Here is a 3,890-nt window from a genome sequence, read left to right as displayed (position 1 = left end):
CGCCGCGAGCGGTACGTCGGCCGCTCACGGACGCCCGGCGCCCGGGCGCCGCCCGACCGCCCAGGCTACGACCTGCGCCGGGGCCCGCGCTTCAGCTCGCCCATGTGCCTCCCCTGCGCCTGCCGCTGCTTGAACATCCGGCGCTGCTCGGCGCGCAGCCGGGAGTCGGTACGGGCCGCCAGCCGGACGTTCTCCCGCTGGAGCTTGCGGTAGCTGTCCAGTCTGCGGTGCGCGAGGGAGCCGTCCGCCACCGCGGCCAGCACCGCGCAGTCCGGTTCGCTGACGTGCCCGCAGTCGGGGAACCGGCAGCGGGCCGCCAGCTCCTCCACCTCGGAGAACGCCTGCTCCAGCCCTGTACCGGCGTCCCACAGCCCGACGCCGCGCAGCCCCGGCGTGTCGATGAGCACGCCGCCGGAGGGCAGCAGGGCGAGTTCGCGGGTCGTGGTGGTGTGACGGCCCTTGCCGTCCCGGTCGCGGACCTCGTTCACCGCCATGACCTCCTCCCCCAGCAGCGCGTTGGCCAGGGTGGACTTGCCGGCGCCGGACTGCCCGAGCAGCGCCGCCGTACCGCCGGAGAGCAGCGCGGCGAGGGTGTCGTCGCCGTCAACCGTGGCGGCGCTGACGGCCAGCACCTCCACGCCGGGCGCGATGTCCACGGTGACCGCCACCAGGTGCTGAGGCTGCGGCACCAGGTCGCTCTTGGTGAGCGCGACCAGCGGCCGGGCGCCGCTGCCCCAGGCGAGCGCGACGAAGCGTTCGAGGCGTCCCAGGTCGAACTCGGCCGCGAGGGACACGCAGAGCACGATGTGGTCGACGTTGGCGGCCAGTACCTGGCCCTCGGAGCGTTTGGACGACGTGGAGCGCACGAACGCGGTCCTGCGGGGCAGCAGGGCGCGTACGAACCGCTGGTCGGACGGCGGGTCGACGGCCGCCCAGTCGCCGGTGCACACGACCCGCATCGGGTCGGGCGGTGTCACGAACTCGGTGTCGGCGCGGACCGTGCCGTCCGGGGTTGCCAGGTGGCAGCGGCCCCGGTCGACGCGGACGACCCGGCCGGGCAGCAGGCCGCGCGCGGCGTAGGGCTCGAAGGCGGTCTGCCAGTCGGCGTCCCAGCCGTAGTGGGCGAGCGGGGGCGGAGTGGGATCGGCCGCCGCCCCCGCCGTCGAGGACGGACGGCCGGTGGAGGCGGACGGGGTGGACGGGGTGGAGAAAGAGGAGGACAACGGGTGACCCTTCACAGGGGTGGCACCGGCCCGCTCCTACCCGAGGGACGTCAGCCGCGCGGAGAACCGCGAGAACGCGAAGAGCCGCGGAGTACGCGGGAACCGCGAGAACGCGAGGAGGCGGGAGACGTGAGGAGGGCGAGGTCAGCCGGAGGCCACGGGAATGGTGTGGATGAGCTGGTTGAGGCGCGGAGCGCTCGTCGCGGTGACAGCCATCGGTCACACCTCCCATGTGTCGGGTCTCGTCTCGGCGGGCGGGCGGCCTCCAGGGCCGCGCCCGAACGACGTCACCGTAGCCGGGCGCCTCACAGCGGCGCCACCGCTTTTCCCCGCGGCCCTAGGAGCCCGGAGCCGGGCCCGAGGAGATCGAGGGAGCGGGCCCGAAGCCGGGAAGGCCCGGAGAAGCGAGCGGCCGGGCCTCACTGCTCGGGGCAGACGAACTCGCACCACATGCGTTTGCCTGCGCCGCGCGACTCCACGCCCCACACGTCGGCCAGCCGGTCGACGAGCAGCAGCCCACGGCCGCAGCGCCCCGACCGTTCGGGCGCCGGCAGGACCGGGTGCACGCTGCTGGTGTCCTCGACCTCGACGCGCAGCCGGCGTTCGGCGCCGCCCAGCAGCCGGATCGTCACCAGGGCGCCGCCGTCGGTGTGCTGGAGCGCGTTGACGGCCAGCTCGTGGGTGGCCTGCGTCGCGTCGTGCACGCAGGCGTCGGCGTTCCACGCGCGGGCGGCGGCCCGGACCATGTGCCGGATCGCCGCCAGGGAGCCGGTGTCGCCGGGCGCCAGATGCTGGTGCAGGCGGCGGCCGAGCTGCCGGACGGGCTGCGCCTCGCGGTGGAGCAGCATGACCGCCATGTCGTCCGAGCCGGCCCGGCCGGGGGCCTCGCACAGCCACTCGGCCATCTTCTGGAGATCGGCGGGGCCGCGTCCGACGGCGGCGGCCAGCTCCCGGACGCCGTCCTCGATGTCCAGGCCGGGCTGTTCGACCAGACCGTCGGTGAACATCAGCAGCGTCTCCCCCGCCTCCAGTTCCATCGCGGTCACCGGATAGTCGGGGGTGCCGACGGCCGGCATGCCCAACGGCAGGGAGCCGGCCACCGGGAACGGCCGGCAGCTGCCGTCCTCGCGGCTGAGCAGCGGGTCCAGATGGCCGGCCCTGACCATGCGCAGCCAACCCGTGGACGGGTCGATCTCCGCGTACAGGCAGGTGGCGAACCGGTCGGTGTCCAGGTCGCGGAGGAAGGCGGAGGCGCGGGACAGCACGGTGGCCGCCGAGTGGCCCTCGGCGGCGTAGGCACGCAGCACGATGCGCAGCTGGCCCATGACGGCGGTGGCGTGCGTGTCGTGCCCCTGCACGTCCCCGATGACCGCCGCGACCCGGCCGCCGGGCAGCGGTATCACGTCGTACCAGTCACCGCCCATGCCCCGGCCGAGGCGGGCGGGCCGGTAGCTGACCGCGGTGCGCATGCCGGGGATGTCGGGGAGGGAGTGCGGGAGCATCGAGCGTTGCAGGCTCTCGGCGAGCTCCAGTTCCTGTTCGAAGAGCTTCGCCCGCTGGAGGCTCTGCGCGATGCTGCTGGTGAGCGCGGTGAGCAGGGAGCGTTCTCCGGCCGGGAAGGTGTGTTTGTGGCGGAAGAGCAGCCCGAGCGCGCCCAGCGGGCGGCCGTGCGCGATCAGCGGCAGGTAGGCCGCGGCGGAGGCGTCCAGCGGTGCGATGTGCGGCCACAGCTGCGGGTAGCGGGCGGCGAACTCCTCCCGGGAGACGAGGAACCGCGGGGTGAGGGTGCGCACCACCTCACTCATCGGGAAGTCCGCGTCGATCCTGGTGTACTCCAGTTCCGGCACGAAGCTGCTGGTGCGGCCCTCGGCGACGAGGTGGATGCGGTTGCCCTCGGCGAAGCCCATCATCAGGCTGACCGCGCCCAGCCGGCCCAGGCCGCCGGAGCCCTCCAGCACGTCGACGACGTCGCTCACCGTCCTGGCGTAGGCCAGGGCGGTGGCCGTCTCCTCGACGACGCTGGCCTCGTGCCGGCGGTGGTGGTCGAGGGTGAGGCGGTCGGTGGAGTGGCCGAGTTCGTCGGTGGCGTCCCGGATGATGCCCAGGATCCGGCGCGGCCGGCCGTCGCCGTCCCGCCGGATGTGCCCCTGGGTGTGGGTCCAGCGCAGTGTGCCGTCGGGGCGGCGGATGCGGAAGTACGCACCGTAGGAGCTGCGGCCCTGCTTGAGCGCCTGGGATACCAGGGCGTCGAGCCGGGAGCCCTCGCTGGGCGGGAGCCGGTGGCCGAGCCCCTCCGGGGTGCCGTCGTACTCGTCGGCCGTCAGCCCCATGACGCGCAGCGCGGAGTCGTCCAGGTGCAGCGCCCCGGCGTCCAGGTCCCAGTCGAAGGTGCCCATCCGGTTCAGGGCGAGCGTGGAGTCGGCGCTCGCGGGCCAGCGCCCCGGCGGCACGGCCGGATCCGTCAGGGGATCCTGAGTGTCCATGCCACACCCCCGAACCGGCCGGCGATCTCCTTCACTCTGTCACTGTTCGTCCGATTCTTCGAGCGGTGTGACGGTATCGCCACTGCTGCGGCCGGCTGCCGGTCCGGTCAGTCGTTCCGCCCGGCGCCGCGGCGCCCGAACGACGCCCGCAGCTTCCGCCGGGCCCGTTCCGTGGCGCGGGCGG

Annotated in this window: 2 protein-coding genes; both read right to left on the bottom strand. The window is 74.2% G+C overall.

Annotated elements, in window-relative coordinates; all coding sequences use genetic code 11:
- Positions 1-65: 65 nt before the first annotated feature.
- Positions 66-1,223, bottom strand: coding sequence for a ribosome small subunit-dependent GTPase A (rsgA, locus tag ACYVE9_RS18460; RefSeq protein ID WP_461028988.1), 1,158 nt, complete (start codon positions 1,221-1,223; stop codon positions 66-68).
- A 419-nt stretch (positions 1,224-1,642) separates the two neighbouring features.
- Complete coding sequence (locus ACYVE9_RS18455) at positions 1,643-3,706, bottom strand: SpoIIE family protein phosphatase (RefSeq protein ID WP_461028987.1); 2,064 nt, start codon at positions 3,704-3,706, stop codon at positions 1,643-1,645.
- Positions 3,707-3,890 lie beyond the last annotated feature (184 nt).

The sequence above is a fragment of the Streptomyces sparsus genome (assembly GCF_054776295.1).
Note: the sequence above shows the minus strand (reverse complement) of the source record. Positions and strands in the feature narration are given on the sequence as shown.